Source organism: Flavobacterium fragile, from assembly GCF_023634865.1.
In the GTDB taxonomy this organism is placed as follows: Bacteria; Bacteroidota; Bacteroidia; order Flavobacteriales; family Flavobacteriaceae; genus Flavobacterium; species Flavobacterium fragile.
This window is the reverse complement of sequence record NZ_JAMLJN010000012.1, coordinates 26,891-47,236: the sequence shown is the minus strand read 5'-3', so window position 1 is coordinate 47,236 and position 20,346 is coordinate 26,891. Positions and strand designations below refer to the sequence as shown.

General features: G+C 34.7%; 17 protein-coding genes. 12 read left to right on the top strand and 5 right to left on the bottom strand.

Features of this window, described 5'->3' with window-relative positions; all coding sequences use genetic code 11:
* The first annotated feature begins 8 nt into the window (after window positions 1-8).
* From NAT47_RS11905 to NAT47_RS11895, 3 genes are all read left to right on the top strand, one after another.
* Window positions 9-698 carry an SIR2 family NAD-dependent protein deacylase gene (locus tag NAT47_RS11905; RefSeq protein WP_250583050.1) on the top strand — a complete coding sequence of 230 codons (690 nt, stop codon included), beginning with the start codon at window positions 9-11 and terminating at the stop codon, window positions 696-698.
* A 74-nt stretch (window positions 699-772) separates the two neighbouring features.
* Window positions 773-2,116 carry an adenylosuccinate lyase gene (gene purB, locus NAT47_RS11900; RefSeq protein WP_250583048.1) on the top strand — a complete coding sequence of 448 codons (1,344 nt, stop codon included), beginning with the start codon at window positions 773-775 and terminating at the stop codon, window positions 2,114-2,116.
* Between the two features lie 88 nt (window positions 2,117-2,204).
* Entirely contained in the window at window positions 2,205-4,442 is a 2,238-nt protein-coding gene (locus tag NAT47_RS11895) for a cation:proton antiporter domain-containing protein (protein ID WP_250583046.1), read from the top strand.
* Window positions 4,443-4,516: 74 nt separating this feature from the next.
* On the opposite strand, the gene guaB is transcribed toward NAT47_RS11895, so the two are convergent.
* A complete protein-coding gene (gene guaB, locus NAT47_RS11890; RefSeq protein ID WP_250583044.1) occupies window positions 4,517-5,989 on the bottom strand; it encodes an IMP dehydrogenase in 1,473 nt (490 codons plus the stop codon).
* A gap of 113 nt (window positions 5,990-6,102) precedes the next feature.
* Here guaB and NAT47_RS11885 point away from each other — a divergent pair, with 113 nt between their 5' ends.
* Window positions 6,103-8,604, top strand: coding sequence for a cation-translocating P-type ATPase (locus tag NAT47_RS11885; RefSeq protein ID WP_250583042.1), 2,502 nt, complete (start codon window positions 6,103-6,105; stop codon window positions 8,602-8,604).
* On the opposite strand, the gene NAT47_RS11880 is transcribed toward NAT47_RS11885, so the two are convergent.
* Complete coding sequence (locus NAT47_RS11880) at window positions 8,601-9,464, bottom strand: hydroxymethylglutaryl-CoA lyase (RefSeq protein ID WP_250583040.1); 864 nt, start codon at window positions 9,462-9,464, stop codon at window positions 8,601-8,603. The two genes, NAT47_RS11885 and NAT47_RS11880, sit on opposite strands and share 4 nt — an antisense overlap.
* Before the next feature lie 19 nt (window positions 9,465-9,483).
* Window positions 9,484-10,503 (bottom strand): quinone-dependent dihydroorotate dehydrogenase, encoded by a 1,020-nt coding sequence (locus NAT47_RS11875; protein WP_250583039.1) that lies wholly within the window; start codon window positions 10,501-10,503, stop codon window positions 9,484-9,486.
* A gap of 192 nt (window positions 10,504-10,695) precedes the next feature.
* Between NAT47_RS11875 and NAT47_RS11870 the strand changes: the two genes are divergently transcribed.
* The 4 genes from NAT47_RS11870 (at window position 10,696) to NAT47_RS11855 (ending at window position 14,095) form a co-directional block, all read left to right on the top strand.
* Window positions 10,696-11,253 carry a thioredoxin family protein gene (locus tag NAT47_RS11870; RefSeq protein ID WP_250583037.1) on the top strand — a complete coding sequence of 186 codons (558 nt, stop codon included), beginning with the start codon at window positions 10,696-10,698 and terminating at the stop codon, window positions 11,251-11,253.
* Entirely contained in the window at window positions 11,225-11,806 is a 582-nt protein-coding gene (locus NAT47_RS11865) for a hypothetical protein (RefSeq protein ID WP_250583035.1), read from the top strand. The genes NAT47_RS11870 and NAT47_RS11865 overlap by 29 nt, the downstream gene beginning before the upstream one ends.
* 333 nt (window positions 11,807-12,139) lie before the next feature.
* On the top strand, window positions 12,140-13,714 hold the full coding sequence (locus NAT47_RS11860) for an FMN-binding glutamate synthase family protein (RefSeq protein ID WP_250583033.1): 1,575 nt from the start codon (window positions 12,140-12,142) through the stop codon (window positions 13,712-13,714).
* 6 nt (window positions 13,715-13,720) lie between these two features.
* On the top strand, window positions 13,721-14,095 hold the full coding sequence (locus NAT47_RS11855) for a GreA/GreB family elongation factor (protein ID WP_250583031.1): 375 nt from the start codon (window positions 13,721-13,723) through the stop codon (window positions 14,093-14,095).
* A 31-nt stretch (window positions 14,096-14,126) separates the two neighbouring features.
* Here NAT47_RS11855 and NAT47_RS11850 read toward each other — a convergent pair whose 3' ends face one another.
* Window positions 14,127-14,630, bottom strand: a complete 504-nt coding sequence (locus NAT47_RS11850; protein ID WP_250583029.1) for a hypothetical protein — start codon at window positions 14,628-14,630, stop codon at window positions 14,127-14,129.
* Window positions 14,631-14,757: 127 nt separating this feature from the next.
* Window positions 14,758-15,690 (bottom strand): peptidylprolyl isomerase, encoded by a 933-nt coding sequence (locus tag NAT47_RS11845; protein ID WP_250583027.1) that lies wholly within the window; start codon window positions 15,688-15,690, stop codon window positions 14,758-14,760.
* Between the two features lie 168 nt (window positions 15,691-15,858).
* Here NAT47_RS11845 and NAT47_RS11840 point away from each other — a divergent pair, with 168 nt between their 5' ends.
* The 4 genes from NAT47_RS11840 to NAT47_RS11825 all read left to right on the top strand — a co-directional run bounded on the left by NAT47_RS11840 (window position 15,859) and on the right by NAT47_RS11825 (window position 20,306).
* Window positions 15,859-16,578 carry a 3-ketoacyl-ACP reductase gene (locus NAT47_RS11840; RefSeq protein ID WP_250583025.1) on the top strand — a complete coding sequence of 240 codons (720 nt, stop codon included), beginning with the start codon at window positions 15,859-15,861 and terminating at the stop codon, window positions 16,576-16,578.
* 104 nt (window positions 16,579-16,682) lie between these two features.
* Window positions 16,683-17,363, top strand: coding sequence for a tRNA (guanosine(37)-N1)-methyltransferase TrmD (gene trmD, locus NAT47_RS11835; protein ID WP_250583074.1), 681 nt, complete (start codon window positions 16,683-16,685; stop codon window positions 17,361-17,363).
* Window positions 17,364-17,571: 208 nt separating this feature from the next.
* Entirely contained in the window at window positions 17,572-17,928 is a 357-nt protein-coding gene (gene rplS, locus NAT47_RS11830) for a 50S ribosomal protein L19 (protein WP_250583023.1), read from the top strand.
* Window positions 17,929-18,083: 155 nt separating this feature from the next.
* Window positions 18,084-20,306, top strand: coding sequence for an NADP-dependent isocitrate dehydrogenase (locus NAT47_RS11825; protein WP_250583021.1), 2,223 nt, complete (start codon window positions 18,084-18,086; stop codon window positions 20,304-20,306).
* Window positions 20,307-20,346: the final 40 nt, after the last annotated feature.

The following is a 20,346-nucleotide window of genomic DNA, read 5'->3' as shown; positions in this document are numbered from 1 at the left end:
AAAAGAAAATGAAAAAAATTGTAGTACTAACAGGTGCTGGAATTAGTGCCGAAAGCGGTATCAAAACATTCCGTGATGCTGACGGTTTGTGGGAAGGTCACGATATTATGGAAGTCGCTTCTCCTTTAGGTTGGAAAAAAAATCCAGAATTAGTTTTAGACTTTTATAACAAAAGAAGAGCCCAACTTTTAACTGTCAAACCCAACAAAGCACATGAAATATTATCCGAATTAGAAACACATTTCGATATTCACATCATAACCCAAAACGTTGACGATTTACACGAAAGAGCGGGCAGCAAGAGAGTGATTCATCTACATGGCGAATTATTAAAAGTGCGAAGCATTTCAAACGAAAATTTCATAATCGATTGGAAACACGATTTGAATTTAGGTGATTATGATTTAGAAGGCAACCAATTACGACCACATATTGTTTGGTTTGGCGAAGATGTTCCGATGATTGAACACGCTATTGATATTGTAGAAACCGCTGATATTTTAATCATTATTGGAACTTCATTACAAGTCTATCCCGCTGCTGGATTGATGAATTATGTAGACCAAAACGTTCAGGTTTATTATATCGACCCAAATCCAGCCACGATTTATGATTTACCAAACGAATTGAAAATACTACCCTTAACCGCCATTGAAGGAATGAAAATTGTAAAAGAGGAACTTTTGAATTTAAAGTAAAAAACTCCCAACTAATTACTAATTACTAATCACTAATTACTAAATTTGCAGTTCTTTAAACAACACACAACACAATGCAACTAACCGAATTAAATGCTATTTCGCCAATTGATGGTCGTTATAGAAGTAAAACCATTTCTTTATCTCCTTATTTTTCAGAAGAAGCCTTAATTAAATACCGCGTTTTGGTAGAGATTGAATATTTTATTGCATTACGCGAAGCTGATATACCTCAATTAGCCAAAATTGACAAATCGATTTACGATTCTTTAAGAGCCATTTACAAAAACTTTTCTACCGAAGATGCACTTTGGATCAAAGAAACCGAAAAAACAACGAACCACGATGTGAAAGCGGTGGAATATTTCATTAAATCTAAGTTTGATGGTTTAGGATTACAAGAATTTAAAGAGTTCATCCATTTCGGATTGACTTCTCAAGATATAAACAATACGGCAATTCCACTTTCTACTAAAGAAGCGTTTGAAAATGTGTATTTACCTAGTTTAGTAAGTGTAATTGCAAAATTGAAAGAATTAGCAATGGAATGGAAAGACGTTCCAATGTTAGCTAGAACGCACGGTCAACCGGCTTCCCCTACTCGTTTAGGTAAAGAAATTTTAGTCTTCGTAGAACGTTTAGAAGAGCAAATGCGTTTGTTATTCAATGTACCTTTTGCCGCTAAATTTGGTGGTGCAACAGGAAATTACAACGCACACAAAGTGGCTTATCCAAATACGGATTGGAAAAAATTTGGAACCGATTTCGTAGAAAATAGTTTAGGATTATACCATTCGTTTCCAACAACACAAATTGAACATTACGATCATTTTGCCGCCTTTTTCGATGCTTTAAAACGAATCAACACGATTTTAATAGACTTAGATAGAGATATTTGGACGTATGTTTCAATGGACTATTTCAAGCAAAAAATCAAAGCAGGAGAAATTGGTTCTTCGGCTATGCCACATAAAGTTAATCCAATCGATTTTGAAAATTCGGAAGGTAACTTAGGAATTGCCAATGCCATTTTCGAACATTTATCAGCAAAATTACCAATTTCTCGCTTACAACGCGATTTAACAGATAGTACGGTTTTACGTAATATTGGAGTTCCAATGGGACACACCTTAATCGCTTTCGAAGCTACTTTAAAAGGATTAAACAAATTGTTATTAAACGAAGACAAATTCGCAGAAGATTTAGAGAAAAATTGGGCTGTTGTTGCAGAAGCAATCCAAACGATTTTACGTCGCGAAGGCTATCCAAATCCATACGAAGCTTTAAAAGACTTAACCAGAACCAATACGGTAATTAATAAAGAAGCAATTCATAATTTCATTGGAACTTTAAATATTTCAGAAGATGTTAAAACTGAATTACTAGCAATTACTCCTAGTAACTATTTGGGAATTTAGTCAAAAAAATTGTTATAATTTTGATAAATCTGCTTTTGTAATTTTGACAAAAGCAGATTTTTTTTTATTTTAGTAAAAATTCAAATATATGCCAATATTTTTATCATCATCTACTTTACACATTCCAGATTTAATAAGTGATCTAGGTTTAATTCTTGTAACTGCAGCCATTGCTGTACTAATTTTTAGAATTCTAAAACAACCTCTTGTTTTAGGGTATTTAGTGGCCGGTTTTTTTGCTAGTAGCAAAATTGACTTCTTCCCTACCGTAAAAGACATGAATAGTGTTGAAGTTTGGGCAGAAATTGGAGTTATCTTCCTCTTGTTTAGTCTAGGACTTGAATTTAGTTTCAAAAAACTAATGAAAGTGGGAGGAACCGCTTCCATAACGGCACTAACCCAAATCATATCCATGGTCGCTTTAGGGTATTTCGTGGGTCAAATGTTGGATTGGGGCAAAATGAACAGTTTGTTTTTAGGTGTAATTTTATCTATCTCTTCCACGACAATCATATTAAAAACCTTTGATGAGTTAGGCGTAAAAACACAAAAATTCGCAGGAAATGTAATCGGAGCTTTAATTGTACAAGATATCTTAGCCATTTTAATGATGGTTTTATTGTCAACCGTTGCGGTTAGTCAGCAATTTTCGGGTGGCGAATTGTTGCAATCGGTTTTAAAATTGGTATTCTTTTTAACCATTTGGTTTGTAGCAGGAATTTTCTTTATCCCAACACTATTAAAAAAGGCAAAACATCTATTAACTGATGAAATGTTATTAATTATCTCATTAGCATTATGTCTATTGATGGTTATATTTGCTGCAAATGTAGGGTTCTCTCCTGCTCTTGGAGCATTTATCATGGGTTCGATTATAGCCGAAACCACACAAGCAGAACACATTGAACATTTGGTCAAACCAGTAAAAGATTTATTTGGAGCCGTTTTCTTCGTTTCGGTCGGAATGTTGATAGATCCAGAAATGTTAGTTAAATACGGTTTTCCAGTAGCCATCTTAACGTTGGTTGTTATCTTAGGACAATCGTTAAGTGCAACCATTGGAGCTTTGTTTTCGGGGCAACCGTTGAAACAATCGATTCAAACTGGAATGAGTTTATCACAAATTGGCGAGTTTTCATTCATCATCGCTACACTTGGAATGACGTTGAATGTAACAAGCGATTTCTTATATCCGATTGTAGTAGCTGTCTCGGCAATCACCACTTTTACTACACCTTTCATGGTAAAATTCTCTACTCCATTTTCTATGTATCTAGAGAAAAAGCTACCAAGACGTTGGGTAAAAAAAATCGAACGATACAGTGCTAATACCGAAGCTATTAAATCGGTCAGTACATGGCAAATAGTGCTTCGTGCTTATTTAACTCAAGTGGTTATCCATTCTATTATTATTGTTGCAATTATCTTACTTTCGTCAAAATATATTTTACCATTAGTAGAGCATTCTCGATTTGGTAATGCTATAGCTGCTTTAATAACAGTTGTGATACTATCCCCATTCTTATGGGCTTTATCTATGCGAAGAGTAGCTGTTGAACAAGTAGAGGAATTAATGCAAGTTCGAAAATATCAAGGGCCAATAATTGTTTTAATTTTCTTTAGAATTGCGCTTTCGTTGTTCTACATGGGATTTGTCTTAAATGAATTTTTCTCTCCTGTAATAGCCATTATAGCATTAATTATAGGTTTAATTTCCTATATTCTGTTCCCAAAACGATTACATGCTTTTTATAATAAAATTGAAAGTCACTTCTTGAGAAATTTCAACGATAGAGAATTAACAAAAGAAGCCAACAAACGTCAGAATGTACTATCGCCTTGGGACGGTCACATGGCCGATTTTGAAATTGCAAAAGAATCGAATTTAGCAGGAAAAACGTTAGAAGAATTGAAAATCAGAGAGCAATTCGGAATCAATATTGCTTCTATCAAACGAGGCGAAATTACAATTAATATCCCTATTAGAACCGAACGTTTATTCCCAGGAGATGAAATCAGTGTTATTGGAACCGATGAAGAAGTGAAATTATTTAAAATCTACCTTGACAAACATGAAATTGATGCACCTGAAACCAAAGTAAAAGAAGATATTATCTTACAGCAACTAGAACTAAAAAATCGTGTATGCATAGGAAAAAGTATCCGAGAATCCCAAATTAGAGAAAAAACTCATGGTATTATAGTAGGTATTGAACGCAACGGAAAACGTATCTTAAACCCAGAATCTCATCTTGTTTTAGAAGCCGATGATATTTTATGGATAGCAGGTAACAAAAAGAAAATTAATGAATTTTTAAAAGGATAAAAAAAACCTGATAGCTAAAAACTATCAGGTTTCTATTTTTACTGAACACTGTGACTGATCACTGAACACTAAAACTATCTCGAATAATTCGGTGCTTCTTTCGTAATCGTCACGTTGTGTGGGTGACTTTCGCCAATTCCACTCGCTGTAATTCTAATGAAACGCCCAGTTTCTTGTAAGGTTGGAATATCTTTTGCACCACAATAACCCATTCCAGCTCTTAAACCACCGATGAATTGTTGCATGCTTTCGTTTAATTCTCCTTTGTAAGGAACACGACCTACAATTCCTTCTGGAACTAATTTCTTCACATCGTCTTCTACATCTTGGAAATAACGGTCTTTTGAACCTTCTTGCATCGCTTCAACAGAACCCATTCCACGATATGATTTGAATTTTCTTCCTTCAAAAATAATGGTTTCTCCTGGTGATTCTTTTGTGCCTGCTAAAAGTGAACCTAACATCACACAATCAGCTCCCGCAGCAATCGCTTTTGGAATATCTCCTGTGTAACGAATTCCACCATCAGCAATAACTGGAACTCCCGAACCTTTTAAAGCCGCAGCAACTTCTAAAACAGCTGAAAATTGTGGAAATCCAACTCCAGCCACAACTCGCGTTGTACAAATCGAACCTGGACCAATTCCAACTTTAACTGCATCAGCTCCGTTCTGTGCTAAATATAAAGCCGCTTCTGGAGTAGCAATGTTACCCACAACTACATCTAAATCTGGGAATTTAGCTTTTACTGCTTTTAATACATCCACCACACCTTTTGTATGTCCGTGAGCCGTATCAATGATTACAGCGTCAACTCCAGCATTTACTAAAGCTGTTGCTCTTTCAACTGCATCTGCTGTAACTCCTAAAGCCGCAGCAACACGCAAACGACCAAATTTATCTTTATTAGCGATTGGCTTTTGCGTTAGTTTGGTAATATCTCTAAAGGTAATTAAACCTACTAATTTATTATTGTTGTCAACTACTGGTAATTTTTCAATTTTATTTTCTTGAAGAATTCCTTCTGCTTCTTGTAAAGTTGTTCCTTGAGCAGCTGTTACCAATTTTTCAGAAGTCATTACTTCCAAAATCGAACGTGAATTTACTTTTTCGAAACGTAAATCTCTGTTAGTAACAATACCTTTTAAAATTCCGTTTTCATCTACTACTGGAATTCCGCCAATACTAAATTCTTTCATCGCCATTTTAGCATCACCAACTGTAGCTGTTAAAGGCAACGTTACCGGATCGATAATCATACCGCTTTCAGCACGTTTTACTTTCTTTACTTTCGCTGCTTGTTGCTCAATCGTCATGTTCTTGTGTAACACGCCAATCCCTCCTTCTTGTGCCATAGCAATTGCCATAGAACTTTCGGTAACCGTATCCATTGCTGCGGAAACGATAGGAACATTCAACGTAATATTTCTCGAAAATTTCGATTGAATATTTACTTCTCGTGGTAAAATTTCGGAATAATTTGGAATAAGCAAAACATCGTCGTAAGTAAGACCTTCGCCAACGATTTTAGTTGTGTGTGCTTTCATGGTGCAATTTGTAGTTGTTGTTAAATTGCGTGCAAATATAGTAAAACTTAGGCTAATAATCTATTTCTTTTAAGAATAAATTATGTAACTTGCATATTAATTTTTCATCTTCAATGAGCGATTCTAAAAAAACAAGTACAGGCCTAACCGATTTAGAAGTAGTAGAATCCGCAAAAAAATTCGGCACCAACTCTGTCGAACATCAGAAAAAAAACCATTTTCTGAATTCTATTTTAGATATCGTAAAAGAACCTATGTTTCTTTTATTGCTAACGGCTACTAGTATTTATTTCATAACTGGAGATTATGGCGATGGCATATTCATGGCTATTGCTATTATTTTTGTAGTAGCTATTTCGGTTTTTCAAGAATCTAGAAGTCGGAATGCAATTGAAGCTTTAAAAAAACTAACCCAACCGAAATGCAAAGTCATTCGTAATAGCGCTATAATCGAAATCCCAACAGAAGAAATTGTCATTGGGGATTGTGTTCAATTGGAAGAAGGCGCTTTTATTCCTGCTGATGGAATTATTCTCTCATCGAACGATTTTTCGGTAAACGAATCTATTTTAACAGGTGAATCTTTAGCCGTATTTAAGTCGAATGAATCCGAAAATAAACAAGTCTTTCAAGGAACGATTGTAGCATCTGGCTTAGCGATTTGTGAAGTAACCGCAATTGGAAATAAAACGCAATTGGGAAAAATAGGTTCCAGCTTAAATGCGATTGAAGAAGAAAAAACGCCTTTGCAAATTCAAATTGGGAATTTCGTTACCAAAATGTCAATTATCGGATTGGTGATTTTTGCTGTCGTTTGGGCAATAAATTACTATAATTCAAGATTGGTTTTAGACAGTTTATTGAAGGCTTTAACCTTAGCAATGAGTGTTATTCCAGAGGAAATTCCAGTAGCTTTCACTACGTTTATGGCATTAGGCGCTTGGCGTTTAATGAAAATGGGGATTATTACCAAACAAACCAAAACAGTTGAAACTCTTGGAAGTGCCACCGTAATTTGCACCGATAAAACCGGAACGATTACCGAAAACCGTATGAGTTTAGCCGAATTGTATCTTTTTAAATCCAATTCGATTGTTGCAACTTCTCAAAAACTAAATCCCGAAGCAGAAGAAGTATTGAATTACGCCATGTGGTCGAGCGAACCCATTCCGTTTGATGCGATGGAAATTGCCATTCATGAAGCCTATTCTAATTTTGAAAGTGAAGATGAACGACCTAATTTCAAATTGGTTCACGAATATCCGTTAAGTGGAAAACCACCCATGATGACGCACGTTTTTGAAAACGAATCGGGTAAAAAAATCATCGCGGCTAAAGGTGCTCCTGAAGCTTTAATAGCTGTTAGTCATTTAACTGAAATGCAAAAAAATCAGATTATTGAGGCGATGAAAATCATGATGCAAAAAGGGTTTAGAGTTTTAGGAGTTGGTGTATCCGACTTTGAAGGAACGGATTATCCTGCAACCCAACAAGAATTAAAATTCCATTTTAAAGGATTGGTAGCGTTTTATGATCCGCCAAAACATAATATTCAAGCCGTTTTTGAAACGTTTTACAAAGCAGGAATTCAAGTAAAAATCGTAACAGGAGATAATGCTGAAACGACTTCTACCATCGCAAAACAAGTCGGGTTTAAAAACGCCGATAAAGTATTGAACGGCGACGAATTAATGGCAATGGATGAAGCGACTTTGAAAGAAAAAGTAATGGAAACCGCTATTTTTACTAGGATGTTTCCAGAAGCAAAATTGAGAATTATCAAAGCTTTAAAAGCAAACAACCAAATCGTTGCCATGACAGGCGATGGCGTAAATGACGGACCTGCTTTAAAATCGGCTCACATCGGAATTGCGATGGGTAAAAAAGGTACTGAAATCGCTAAACAAGCCGCCAATTTAATTCTAATCGACGACAACTTCGAACGAATGACGGATGCCATTGCGATGGGAAGAAAAATATACCTCAACCTGAAAAAAGCGATTCAATACATAATTTCCATTCATATTCCGATTATATTAATTGTTTTTATTCCACTGGCTTTGGGCTGGCTGTATCCGAATATTTTCACTCCAGTTCACATTATTTTCTTAGAAATTATTATGGGTCCAACTTGCTCTATCATCTATGAAAACGAACCGATGGAAGACAATCTGATGCTACAAAAACCAAGACCGCTAACGACAACTTTCTTTAATTTCAAAGAAGTGTTAATTAGCATCATTCAGGGATTGGTAATTACGTTAGGATTGTTATTTATGTATCAATACGCTATCGGGGAAAACATGTCCGAAAACGGTACTAGAACCTTAATTTTCTTAACGTTAATCACTTCCAATATCGTATTAACTTTGGCGAATCGTTCGTTTTATTATTCGATTTTCAAAACGATTCAGTACAAAAATAATTTGGTAGGATTGATTATTGGAATCACCATTGTATTGACAGGATTATTGTTGTTTATTCCAGCATTTTCGAACTTCTTCTTGTTTGAAATGGTAAGGGGTTCCCAAATAGGATTATGTGCATTGGTAGGAACTATTTCGGTACTTTGGGTCGAAATTTACAAAGCCTTTAAACGAAGAAAAACAGATTAATGAAATTCGCCAAATAGTTTCGTTGCTTCATTATAAGCACTTTCAAAACTCATTGGACTCGTGTTCGTATTTTCTCTTTTTGTTGTGAAATACGACAACAATTTCTCCGTAGGCATGTTTCCTGTTAAGTCGTCTTTTGCCATAGGACAACCGCCAAAACCTTGAATCGCGCCATCATAACGACGACAACCTGCATTGTAAGCCGCATCAATTTTTTCAAACCATTTGTCTGGCGTAGTATGAAGATGCGCACCAAATTCGATGTTTGGATATTTCGGAATCAAATTAGAAAACAAATAATCAATAACTTCTGGAGTGGAACTTCCAACGGTATCAGAAAGCGAAAGGATTTTCACACCCATATTCGCTAATTTTTCAGTCCATTCGCCCACAATTTCAACATTCCATGGATCTCCATACGGATTTCCAAAACCCATTGAAATATACGTCACGACTTCTTTATTCGATTTATCAGCGATTTCTAAAATCTCTTGTAAAGTAACCAAACTTTCAGCAATCGTTTTGTGCGTATTTCTCATTTGGAAGTTCTCCGAAATCGAAAAAGGGAAACCTAAATATTGAATTTCTTTATGAACCGAGGCATTCTGAGCGCCTTGTGTATTGGCGATAATCGCTAATAATTTACTATTCGTAGCTGATAAATCCAATTGCGCTAAAACCTCAACGGTATCTTGCATTTGGGGAATCGCTTTTGGCGACACAAAACTTCCAAAATCAATAGTATCAAAGCCTACACGCAATAACGATTGGATGTATTTTACCTTTCTTTCGGTAGGAATAAACGGTTTGATACCTTGCATGGCATCGCGCGGACACTCGATAATTTTGATTTCGTTCATAGCTTCAAAGATAGGGATTTTAGCTGTTTTCCAAAATCTTTTTGTTAATCGCTTTCACTAGAGCTGGACCTTCGTAGATAAATCCCGTATAAAGTTGTACCAAACTAGCTCCAGCATTTAGCTTTTCAATCGCATCTTCCGCAGTGTGAATTCCTCCTACTCCAATAATTGGGAACGACTTATTACTTTTTTCCGAAAGAAAACGAATCACTTCTGTAGAACGTTTGGTTAATGGTTTTCCAGATAAACCGCCCATTTCGGATTTGTTTTCCGATTGTAAACCTTCGCGAGAAATCGTAGTATTCGTAGCAATTACTCCTGCGATTTTAGTTTCATTGACGATATCAATAATATCCAAAAGTTGCTCATCCGTTAAATCGGGAGCGATTTTTAGTAAAATTGGTTTTTGTTTTGGTTTCGCGTTGTTTTGATTTTGAAGAGTTTGCAATAATTCCGTCAAAGGTTTTTTATCTTGTAATTCGCGAAGATTTGGTGTGTTTGGCGAACTCACATTCACCACAAAATAATCAACATACGGAAACAAAGCTTCGAAACAGATTTCGTAATCCTTAACCGCTTCTTCGTTTGGCGTGACTTTATTCTTCCCGATGTTTCCACCAATTAAAACGCCTTTATTCTTTTTCAAACGCTCTACCGCTTCTTTTACACCACCATTATTGAAACCCATTCGGTTGATAATGGCATTGTCTTCTTTTAAACGGAACAATCGTTTTTTAGGATTTCCTTCTTGTCTAACTGGAGTCAACGTTCCAATTTCAATAAATCCGAAACCAAAATTTGATAACTCTTGATATAACTTCGCATCTTTATCAAATCCTGCCGCTAATCCAACTGGATTCTTGAATTTAATTCCGAAAACTTCTCGCTCTAAACGAGCATCTTTTACTTCGTAAAGCGATTGAAATAAACTAGAAAAACCTGGAATTTTACTCAGAAAACGAATGAATGAAAAAGTAAAATAATGCACTTTTTCTGGATCGAAACAGAAAAGTAACGAACGAATGAAAATTTTATACATAGTGTGTTGTGTTGTGGTACAAAAGTAAGAAAATGCGATTCCAAAAAAAAGTATTGATGCATTTTGTAACAATAAAAGATTTGGTGCGTATAATTAGAGAAGTGAAATGTGACAAGACTAAACTTTTAACTTCTAAATTCTAACTTCTAAATTCTAATTTCTAAATTCTAACCTCTAAATTCTAAATTCAAAATGGCTCAAACTCCTTCTAACATGTTACCATTAGGCACAATTGCTCCTGATTTTAATTTGAAAGATACCAATGCTACCGATTTTAAAACTTTTGCTGATTGTAAAGGGGAAAAAGGAACGGTTGTCATGTTTATTTGCAATCATTGTCCGTTTGTGCATCATGTGATGGAAGAAGTTATTCGTGTAGTAAACGATTATCGTGTGCAAGGCATTGGCTTTGTAGCGATTTCGAGTAATGATGTGGAGAAATATCCGCAAGACGCACCCGAATTAATGACCGAATTTGCCTTTGAAAACGGATTTGAATTCCCATATTTATATGACGAAACACAAGAAGTAGCCAAAGCCTACGATGCGGCTTGTACACCTGATTTTTATCTTTTCGACAATCAAAATAAACTAGTCTATCGCGGACAATTAGACGATAGCCGACCAGCCAATGGCATTCCATTAAGTGGTTCCGATTTGCGAAGCGCTATTGATGGTGTGGTGATGAATCGATTAATTAATCCAGAACAGAAACCGAGCATTGGATGTAATATTAAATGGAAAAATTAATTATACACCTATGTTGATAGACGATTTTCTAAAGAAACAAGAATTAAAAATTACTTTTACCAATGAACTTAAAGTTGATCAAGAAACTTTTATAAATAAGATGAAAGAGGTTACGGATATCAATTTTAGGACTATATTTTTCTTAGTAGCTGATAACTTTTTATCAAGTAAAATAAAATATGTCGGAAATTTCACTAAAAATCAGGCTGAACTTAGAGAAAGAACTTTCCCCTATAAAAGATTTAGAGCAGGTAGTACAATAAAATTAAATTTTAAATATCAGGATGAAATGCTCCACGTTAAAACTGATATTCAAGGCATTTCTTATGTACGATTTATTTTAAGTTCATTTATTTTAACACTTTTATTAATTCTTAGTTTTCTTCTTTTATTTGAATTAGAATTTTTACCAATAGTTTTATTTGCTATCATTAGCTATTTTTATATATTTCTTAGTTTTAAATACTCAAAAGCTAATGTTCAAAGAATTAAAAATGAATTAAACGAATATTACAAACAAATTGAAAAACAAAACAATATTCATAGCATTTAATCCTACATTATTCATTGATAATTATTTTCCCTCAAAATCACTTCAATTAGATTACTAAATATAAAACAGAAGTAATTTTTTTATCTCATTAGTTTACTTAACTTTGTACAGAATTTAAAAACTAGCTTTTGAGATATAACGTTTCAAATATTATTTCCATTTCAAGAACTACTTCAAAAAAAGTAGTATTCTCACACAGTAAGGCCTTTATCAATTAGGCCTCCGTCTACCCTATTCTTTATTTTAAGACGGAGGATTTTTATCAATTTCAAACTATATCATCCTATTCAGAATTAATTCTGTTAATCATTATTTTTTTTAATTAAAAGTAGTATGTCACAAAAAACACTTTTGGGAAAATTATATGCACGCCATATAATTTGGTTAGTCACGTTATCTTTTTTAATCGGAACATTTTTCCTAGTGAGCTATTACAAAGTACACCCTGTATTCTTATCAGCTCCTTTGATTATGTTACTTTTGGTAACTATTGACAGTTTTCAAGCGAAACATTCGGTACGAAGAAATTATCCATTAGTAGGACGTTTGCGTTATTTATTTGAATCGGTTCGTCCTGAGTTTCGCCAATACTTTTTTGAAGGAGAATTAGATGGAAAACCGTTTAACAGAAGACAACGTTCTATCGTATATCAAAGAGCAAAAAACGAAAAGCAAACCATTTCTTTTGGTATGCAAGACGAGCCAAATCGTATTGGATATGAATGGGCAGCGCATTCCATTTATCCAAAAAAGAATGATTTCAGTCAATTCCGAGTAACCATTGGAAATTCACAGTCTACAAAACCTTATAGTGCTAGTATTTTTAATATTAGTGCCATGAGTTATGGTGCTCTGAGTAAAACTGCCATTTCTTCTCTAAACGAAGGTGCGAAAATGGGAAATTTTGCTCATAATACAGGAGAAGGTGGAATTAGCGATTACCACTTAAAAGGAGGCGATTTGATTTGGCAAATAGGAACAGGATATTTTGGTTGTAGGGATGAAAAAGGAAATTTTTCAAGTGAATTATTTACTGAAAAAGCCAATTATGAACAAGTGAAGATGATAGAATTAAAGCTTTCACAAGGTGCAAAACCAGGACATGGCGGTTTGCTTCCTGCCGAAAAAAACACTCCTGAAATTGCCCGAATTAGAGCTTTAGAACCGCATACCACCGTACATTCACCATCGGCACATACTGCCTTTACTAATGCTACAGAATTATTATATTTCATAAAAAAACTGCGAACATTAGCCAATGGAAAACCGGTTGGATTTAAGATTTGTATTGGTAAAAAAGAAGAGTTTACAGAGATATTAGATGCTATGGTATCCACCAATATTCTTCCTGATTTCATAACTATTGATGGTGCTGAAGGAGGAACAGGTGCAGCGCCATTAGAATTTATCGATTACATGGGAATGGCATTATCTGATGCGCTTGTATTTGCTCACAAATCATTAACAGATTATGGTTTACGTGAGGAAATAAAAGTTTTAGCTTCTGGAAAAATTATTTCGGCTTTTGATATTGCTAAAAATATTTCACTTGGTGCAGATGCTTGCTACAGCGCACGTGGAATGATGTTTGCCTTAGGATGTATCCAAGCATTACAGTGTGATAGCGGAAAATGTCCGGTTGGAATTGCAACGCAAGATAAATCACTTTACAAAGGTTTAGACATAACCGATAAGCGAGTTCGTGTGGCGAATTTCCATAAAAACACATTGAAAGCTTTATCCGAATTCATCGGAGCATGTGGATTCGAATCGCCTGACCAGATTACACCGGAAACCTTTTTTAGAAGAGTAAATTATAATACCAACTTAAACTTTAAGGATATTTATTTTACAAATTCAGAAACAAAAAGCAAAACATTAGATAAAGAAACTATATTCTTAAATTAAAGTAATATGAAACCAATACCAAACTTTACAAAACACGATTTTAATCTTTTAAGTGAAATGATTAAAAACAGTATTAATGTTTCCAATTCAAAAGACCTATTGCTTTTAAAACAAGAATTGGAAAGAGGAGCCATCCATAAAGATGATGCTGTTGAGGAAAAATTCATTAAAATCAATTCCAATGTAGTAATTGAAGATTTAGCGACCAAAAGAGAAATGAAATTTCAAATCGTATTACCATCTATGGCAAACATTAAAGAACAAAAAGTTTCTGTTTTAGCTACTTTAAGCATTGCTGTAATCGGATTTAAAGAAAACGACGAAATCGAATGGGATTTACCTGGCGGAAAAAAAATGTTAAAAATTAAGTCAATTGACTAAACGTTAAAACACCCTTTTGTGGTGTTTTTTTTTATTTCTTTTCCAAAATCACTTCAATAGGATTATTACTTCTAGGTCCAAAACTTCTGGCTTGGCGTTCATTTTCACTCGAACACAAAATATACATATTAAAAGCTTGCAATTGGACTAATTGTTCTTTAAACTTTCCTTTTGTATCCTGAATTTTAATATAAAATTCTTCTGCAGGAAAGGTATTCGTTACCGAAAGCAAATACGTATCACCAGCATAAGGGAAAAACCATTTTTCAGGTTCGTTTGGCTTACTTATCAAATGATTTCTGGTAAAAACCAAAGATTGGTTACCGAATTTCCAACTATATTTGTTATTCTCGTTGATAACTTCTTCTCCTTTTTCGTTAACCAATGTAATTTTCAAATCGGGAATATTATCCGATTTTCCTTCTTCATGAACTTTTACTACCAAATACGAAGTAAAATCAAACCCACAATGCGGCACTTGCCCTAATGAGAACAAAGAGAAAAGAAGAAAGAAAAAAGATATTTTGGTTTTCATAGCCTTGAATTGTTGGTAAAAATACAAAAATGATACCAAACAAAAAATCCTAAGACAAAGTCTCAGGACTTCAAAGTTTAAAATCTATTTTATTAAAGTACAGACAGGTCGCGACCTATCCTAAAAATTACTTCACATCCATTAATTCTACATCAAAAACCAAAGTTGCATCTGGTGGAATAACTCCTCCAGCACCTCTAGAACCGTATCCTAAATAAGATGGAATTACAAAACGAGCTTTGTCTCCTACTTGTAATAAAGCAATACCTTCGTCCCAACCTTCGATAACTTGACCAACACCTAAAGTGAAGTCAATAGGTTGTTTTCTTTTGTATGAAGAATCAAAAACTTGTCCGTTTTCTAATGCTCCTTGATAGTGAACCGATACTTTTTTACCTTTTTCAGCTTGTGTACCATTTCCTTTTTGGATGATTTGGTAACGTAAACCACTCTCCGTTTTTTGGAAACCAGCAGCTAATTTTTCTAAAGTCTCCTCAGCTAATCTTTTTTGTTCAGCTAATCTTTTCTCTCTAGAACCTTCAAATGTTCTGAAAGCTTCAATTGCATTCCATTTTTGAGCTTCTTCTCCTACTCTTACAATTTCTAATGAATCGATAATGTCGCCTTGTGCAATTGCATCTACCACATCTTGTCCTTCAACAACGTGACCAAAAACTGTGTGTTTTCCGTCTAACCAAGCGGTTTCAACATGGGTAATGAAAAATTGAGAACCATTAGTTCCTGGTCCAGCATTAGCCATCGATAAAACTCCTGGCCCATCGTGACGTAAAGTTGGGTGAAACTCATCGTCAAAGTTGTAACCAGGTCCACCTGTTCCTTGCCCTTGAGGACAACCACCTTGTATCATGAAATCAGGAATTACTCGGTGAAATTTTAATCCGTCATAATATGGTTTTCCCATTGGACGAGCCGAATTTTCTAATTGTCCTTCTGCTAATCCTACGAAATTTCCAACCGTTCCTGGTGTTAAATCGTGCGTTAATTTTACTAAAATAGTACCTTTTGTAGTATTAAATTTAGCGTATATTCCGTTTTCCATTTTTTATTTATTAAATTTAAAGAGCAAAACTACAAAAATATTACGAACCTATCAATTCAGATATACAAGGGAATAATCGCCTCAAGAATTTAAACAATCTTTAACATCATATAAAACAAGTAAAATATCTTTATGTAGTAAATTTGTGCTCTAAAATCATGAAAAAAAATGGAAAATTTAAAAGGTAAAAAAGCCATCATAACAGGCGGTAGTAGAGGTTTAGGAAAAGCTACAGCTATAGCATTTGCAAAACAAGGAATTGATGTTGCCATAACTGGAAGAAATGAAGCAAATTTAAAAGAAACTGTTGCCGAATTAAAAGCATTGGGTGTAAACGCTACCTATGCGGCTTTTGACATCTGTAATTATGACGAAGTAAAAAAAGGAATTCAAGAAATCATGAATACTTTTAATACCGTCGATATTTTAGTAAACAATGCTGGAATTGCTGCTTTTGGAAGCTTTTTAGATATGGAGGTGAACCAATGGCAATCGATAATTCAAACGAATGTAATAGGAATGTACTACGTAACTAAAGAAGTGTTACCTTATTTAATTGCTAACAACCAAGGAGATATTTTCAACGTATCGTCTACAGCTGGATTAACCGGAAACCCAAATACTTCTGCGTATTCTGCATCAAAATTCGCTGTAATCGGAATGTCTGAATCATTAATGAAAGAAGTGAGAAAAAACAACATCAGAGTTTGCACGTTAACACCTAGTACCATTGCTTCGGATATGTCAATTCAATTAGGAATAGCAAGCAAAGACTCCACTGAAACGGTACTCCAACCTGAAGATTTTGCAGAATTAATTGTTAGTGCATTACAACTTCCAAGAAGAGCTTTATTGAAAAATGCTTCTTTATGGTCTACAAATCCTTAAAAACCAATAAATTCAACCAAAAAGCGATGTTTTACAGAAGTAGCATCGCTTTTTGTTTTTAAACCATGAAACTTTGTACCTTTGGTGCCTTGAAAAAAACGAATATGCGAATCGATATTATTACCGTTTTACCCGAATTAATGCAAAGTCCGTTTGAGGCTTCGATAATGAAACGCGCCATTCAAAAAGGATTGGTAGAAGTCCATTTTCATAACTTGAGAGATTATACTACAAATAAACAAAGAAGCGTAGATGATTATCAATTTGGTGGTGGTGCCGGTATGGTAATGATGGTGCAACCTATCGACGATTGTATTTCGAAACTCAAAAGCGAAAGAACCTACGACGAAATCATTTACATGACACCAGATGGAGAAACGCTCAATCAAAAAATGGCCAATTCCATTTCGATGTACGAAAACATCATCATTTTATGTGGACATTATAAAGGAGTGGATCAAAGGGTACGTGATATGCACATTACGCGTGAAATTTCGATTGGTGATTATGTATTAAGTGGTGGCGAAATTGGTGCTATTGTTTTTTGCGATGCGATTATTCGATTGATTCCAGGTGTTTTAAGTGATGAAACCTCAGCTTTGACAGATAGTTTTCAAGATAATTTACTATCTCCCCCTATTTATACAAGACCAGCCGAATACAAAGGATTGAAAGTTCCAGAAGTATTATTGAGCGGAAACTTTGGAAAAATAGAAAAGTGGCGTGAAGAAATGGCGTATGAACACACAAAAAACAGAAGACCCGATTTATTGGAAAACGATTAATGGATTTTGATATTTTGATTTTCTGAAGTTCCGATATTCTGATATTCTGACATTTAGAATATTTATCATCCGAAAATCTAATTTTCAAATATTTTAGAAACTGTAATTTGATTATTCAAATTATTTTTATAATTTTGCACCTACTTTGAACCAACCTCTGGCGATAGACGTGTATGTTGTTTTGAATCAAACTTTTATAATTAAAACTATGTCAAATTTAATTGATTTCGTAAATAACGAATTAGTTGCAAGAAAAGATTTCCCTGAGTTTGGTGCTGGTGATACAATCACTGTGTACTATGAAATTAAAGAGGGTGAAAAAACTAGAACTCAGTTCTTCAAAGGAGTTGTAATCCAAAGAAGAGGAGCTGGAGCTACTGAAACTTTTACAATTCGTAAAATGTCTGGTGCTGTTGGTGTTGAGCGTATCTTCCCAGTAAACATGCCAGCTTTACAAAAAATTGAGGTGAACCAAAGAGGTAAAGTACGTAGAGCTCGTATCTTCTACTTTAGAGATCTTACTGGTAAAAAAGCAAAAATCAAAGAAAGAAGATACAAAAACTAATTTGTACTTTCTCAACCATAAAAAGCCACAATTTTGTTGTGGCTTTTTTTATTGAATTTTATTCAAGATTTAAGCAAATTCACTCCATTATTTATGTCAAATTTCCTATATTTGGCAGATTTTACAAATTATTTTCAAACAAACACATAACATCCATGTCTAATCAGTCTAAAATAATGTATACCATTACGGATGAAGCGCCTATGTTGGCAACCCATTCGTTTTTACCCATTGTAAAAGCTTTCACAAAACCTGCTAATATCGCTATTGAAACTAGAGATATTTCTTTGGCAGGAAGAATTTTAGCTAACTTTCCAGAATTCTTAAAAGAAGATCAAAAAGTAGGTGACGCCCTTACCGAATTAGGACAATTAGCCAATACTCCAGAAGCAAACATTATTAAATTACCTAATATTTCGGCTTCTGTAATTCAATTAAAAGAAGCAATTGCCGAATTACAATCACAAGGCTTCAATATCCCTAGCTATCCAGAAGAACCGCAGAACGATACTGAAAAAGAAATCAAAGCAAAATATGCTAAAGTTTTAGGTTCGGCTGTAAATCCAGTATTACGTGAAGGTAACTCGGACAGAAGAGCACCAAAAGCAGTTAAAAACTATGCGAAAGCAAACCCTCACCGCATGGGAACTTGGGCTGCTGATAGCAAAACTGAGGTTGCTCACATGAATTCTGGTGATTTCTATGGAACTGAAACCTCTACTACAGTTGAAAAAGACGGAAAATTTAGAATCGTTTTCCATTCAGATAACGGAACTACAACTGTTTTAAAAGATTTCGCAAACTTAAAAGCTGGCGAAGTTATTGATAGTTCGGTTATGAACTTAAATGCTTTAAAACAATTTACAGTAGCGACAATTGCTGATGCTAAAGCAAAAAACGTAATGCTTTCAGCACACTTAAAAGCAACGATGATGAAAGTTTCGGACCCAATTATTTTTGGAGCTATCGTGGAAACATTCTTTGCTGATGTGTATACAAAATATGCTGATTTATTCAAATCATTAGACATCAATCCTAACAACGGATTACAAGATTTATACAACAAAATTGCAGGAATTCCTCAAGAAGCAGAAATCAAACAAGCTATTACAGATGCTTTAGCAAACGGACCACGTGTGGCTATGGTAAATTCAGACAAAGGAATTACGAATTTCCATGTTTCTTCTGACGTAATTGTGGATGCTTCTATGGCCGCTTTAGCTCGTAGTGGAGGAAAAATGTGGAATGCAGAAGGTAAAGAAGAAGATACTATCGCCATTATTCCTGACCGTGCATATGCTGGTTTTTATGCCGCTTGTATTGAAGAAATGAAACAAAACGGTGCTTTAGATCCTAAAACAATTGGTTCTGTACCAAATGTTGGATTAATGGCTCAAAAAGCAGAAGAATACGGTTCTCACGATAAAACTTTCCAAGTAAAAGAAAACGGAACTGTTAATGTAGAAGATGAAAATGGAAACGTTTTATTATCTCAAAAAGTTGAAACAGGTGACATTTTCAGAATGTGTCAAACCAAAGATGCTCCAATTCAGGATTGGGTTAAATTAGCATTTAACAGAGCGAGATTATCTGATACTCCTGCTATTTTCTGGTTAGATAAAGGCCGAGCGCACGATAGAGAAATCATCAAAAAAGTTGAGAAATACTTAAAAGATCATGATACTACTGGTTTAGATATTCGCATTATGGATGTGAAAGATGCGATGAAAGAAACCTTACAAATCATTCGTCAAGGAAAAGATGTAATTTCAGTTTCTGGAAACGTATTACGTGATTACTTAACCGACTTATTCCCTATTTTAGAATTAGGAACTTCGGCTAAAATGTTATCAATCGTTCCATTAATGAATGGTGGTGGATTGTTTGAAACAGGCGCTGGTGGATCAGCTCCAAAACACGTAGAACAATTTATTGAAGAAGGCTATTTACGTTGGGACTCATTAGGAGAATTCCTAGCCTTACAAGCTTCTTTAGAGCATTTAGCACAAACACAAAACAACGCAAAAGCTCAAGTTTTAGCAGATACTTTAGACGAAGCAAACGCAAAATTCTTAGCAGAAGACAAATCGCCAGCAAGAAAAGTAGGCGGAATAGACAACAGAGGTTCGCATTTTTACTTGGCATTATATTGGGCTCAAGCACTAGCAAATCAGTCTAAAGATGCAGAATTAAAAGCAACATTTGCTCCTATTGCAGAGGCAATGATTGCTAACGAATCTAAAATTGATGCAGAATTAATTGCAGCTCAAGGTAAAGAACAAAAAATTGGTGGTTACTATCATCCAAGTTTTGAACTAACGGAAAAAGCAATGCGTCCAAGTGACACTTTAAATACTATCTTAGCTCAATTGAACTAAGATCTTGATTCATATAAAAAAGCGACTTAAATAAGTCGCT

Excerpts from the sequence above, each read along its gene's own strand:
- NAT47_RS11905 (WP_250583050.1), top strand. The coding sequence starts at position 9 with ATGAAAAAAATTGTAGTACTAACAGGTGCTGGAATTAGTGCCGAAAGC.
- purB (WP_250583048.1), top strand. The coding sequence starts at position 773 with ATGCAACTAACCGAATTAAATGCTATTTCGCCAATTGATGGTCGTTAT.
- NAT47_RS11895 (WP_250583046.1), top strand. The coding sequence starts at position 2,205 with ATGCCAATATTTTTATCATCATCTACTTTACACATTCCAGATTTAATA.
- guaB (WP_250583044.1), bottom strand. The coding sequence starts at position 5,989 with ATGAAAGCACACACAACTAAAATCGTTGGCGAAGGTCTTACTTACGAC.
- NAT47_RS11885 (WP_250583042.1), top strand. The coding sequence starts at position 6,103 with ATGAGCGATTCTAAAAAAACAAGTACAGGCCTAACCGATTTAGAAGTA.
- NAT47_RS11880 (WP_250583040.1), bottom strand. The coding sequence starts at position 9,464 with ATGAACGAAATCAAAATTATCGAGTGTCCGCGCGATGCCATGCAAGGT.
- NAT47_RS11875 (WP_250583039.1), bottom strand. The coding sequence starts at position 10,503 with ATGTATAAAATTTTCATTCGTTCGTTACTTTTCTGTTTCGATCCAGAA.
- NAT47_RS11870 (WP_250583037.1), top strand. The coding sequence starts at position 10,696 with ATGGCTCAAACTCCTTCTAACATGTTACCATTAGGCACAATTGCTCCT.
- NAT47_RS11860 (WP_250583033.1), top strand. The coding sequence starts at position 12,140 with ATGTCACAAAAAACACTTTTGGGAAAATTATATGCACGCCATATAATT.
- NAT47_RS11855 (WP_250583031.1), top strand. The coding sequence starts at position 13,721 with ATGAAACCAATACCAAACTTTACAAAACACGATTTTAATCTTTTAAGT.
- NAT47_RS11850 (WP_250583029.1), bottom strand. The coding sequence starts at position 14,630 with ATGAAAACCAAAATATCTTTTTTCTTTCTTCTTTTCTCTTTGTTCTCA.
- NAT47_RS11845 (WP_250583027.1), bottom strand. The coding sequence starts at position 15,690 with ATGGAAAACGGAATATACGCTAAATTTAATACTACAAAAGGTACTATT.
- NAT47_RS11840 (WP_250583025.1), top strand. The coding sequence starts at position 15,859 with ATGGAAAATTTAAAAGGTAAAAAAGCCATCATAACAGGCGGTAGTAGA.
- trmD (WP_250583074.1), top strand. The coding sequence starts at position 16,683 with ATGCGAATCGATATTATTACCGTTTTACCCGAATTAATGCAAAGTCCG.
- rplS (WP_250583023.1), top strand. The coding sequence starts at position 17,572 with ATGTCAAATTTAATTGATTTCGTAAATAACGAATTAGTTGCAAGAAAA.
- NAT47_RS11825 (WP_250583021.1), top strand. The coding sequence starts at position 18,084 with ATGTCTAATCAGTCTAAAATAATGTATACCATTACGGATGAAGCGCCT.